Genomic DNA, 1,451 nt, shown 5'->3' with positions numbered 1-1,451 from the left:
AAAAGCTCAAAAAACTAATTTATAGAATTATGAGCCTAGAATAATAATGTATAAACTTAATCAAGAAAAGAGTTGTTTTTTAGCTCAGTTCTTTGTAGGCTTTTACAATTTCCAATGCCAATCAGTATAATAATAATATTCCATTTTACCGTTATAAGTAAATGTTGAACGTGTCCACATATCTACTTTTTGATCTTGTCCATAAATGTTTTTTCGATTTCCATATTTTGCATAGTCCAGTAAATTTGTGTAAACATAACTTGAAATAGAAATATGATTGGGGCTTTTACTTTTGTCACCCAATCTTGTTGATTTATTTACGCTGTTACCAATCCAAAATAAATCTCTATTATGTTCTCCTCCAATTCCAACTTTTGTACATAAAACAGAACCGTGGTCAATACCTATTCCAAAGTCTAATTTAGTATATTTTTTAAGCAGTTCATTTATTCCACTACTACTATTGTCAATCATATATTTAATTTGCATAGCACATTTCACAGCAGTTGATATAGCTTTTTTATTGTTGCCTTCAAAAAAAACTAAGGCACTATCTCCATTAAAACTTCTAACATTCCCATCAAGACTATTAGCTATTTTTACTACTGTATGAAAATAAGCCATATGTAATTTAGCAACAGTTGTCTTATTGTGTGAATTTAAAAGTTTTGTTGACCCTCTCATATCTATAAATAAAACAGAACCAAAAAACTTTAATCCAGTATTCCCAAAAGTAAGTTTAGAATCGTCTATTTTAGGAATATATGTAATATCGGTTACAGTAAACGCATCATCTAATATTGTTTTTACTTTATTTTTTATATCATCTTTTAATGCCATTATAATTGAAATGTATTTATTATGAATATTATTACAGAAAACAATGAGATAAATAAATAATTAAATGTTTTTCCTAATTCTAATATTTTTTCGGAAAGAATTTTAGCTATTTCGTGTTGTTGTCCTATTATATCTTTTAGTATTTTTTTTTCTGTAAGGTTCTCATACTTACTATAAATTTCATCTCTGTCTATGCAGCATAAATGCTCATAATACATTAATGAAATTTCATTTCCTTGATAATTTTTAGCTAATCTTGGTTTCAAAACTTTGAAAATTGATTTATGAATTAGAAGCATTAAACTGATTGCAGTGGAAATACTTGAAAGAAATACTATTACTCCAAATAAACTAATAGATGAAATTTCCGAAAATTCAAGATTTTTTAAAAACTCTATATATCCAGTAAATATTAAACCAGCTATTACAAGAACAGCTCCAGATTTTTGTTCAACAAATTTAATTAATTCTTGAATGTTTTTAAATGATTCTAATGCAAATTCAGTTTTTTTCATAATGTATTGTCCTGAAATAGGTTGACCTTTTTTTTGAATTTATAAGGTTAATAATTCCAGATTTTTTTTATTTCTTCGATACGATTTATATTCGAT

The 1,451-nt window shown here is 25.9% G+C and carries 2 protein-coding genes; both read right to left on the bottom strand.

Annotated elements, in window-relative coordinates; all coding sequences use genetic code 11:
- Positions 1-102: 102 nt before the first annotated feature.
- Positions 103-840: an adenylate/guanylate cyclase domain-containing protein gene (locus tag AQ1689_RS03845; RefSeq protein WP_101955245.1), complete on the bottom strand. Its 738-nt coding sequence runs from the start codon at positions 838-840 to the stop codon at positions 103-105.
- On the bottom strand, positions 840-1,355 hold the full coding sequence (locus AQ1689_RS03840) for a hypothetical protein (protein ID WP_101955244.1): 516 nt from the start codon (positions 1,353-1,355) through the stop codon (positions 840-842). The genes AQ1689_RS03845 and AQ1689_RS03840 overlap by 1 nt, the downstream gene beginning before the upstream one ends.
- Positions 1,356-1,451: the final 96 nt, after the last annotated feature.

Origin of the sequence: Tenacibaculum finnmarkense (assembly GCF_900239185.1) — a bacterium.
Taxonomy (GTDB): domain Bacteria; phylum Bacteroidota; class Bacteroidia; order Flavobacteriales; family Flavobacteriaceae; genus Polaribacter; species Polaribacter finnmarkensis.
The sequence above is the reverse complement of the archived record's forward strand: the minus strand, read 5'-3'. Positions and strand labels throughout refer to the sequence as shown.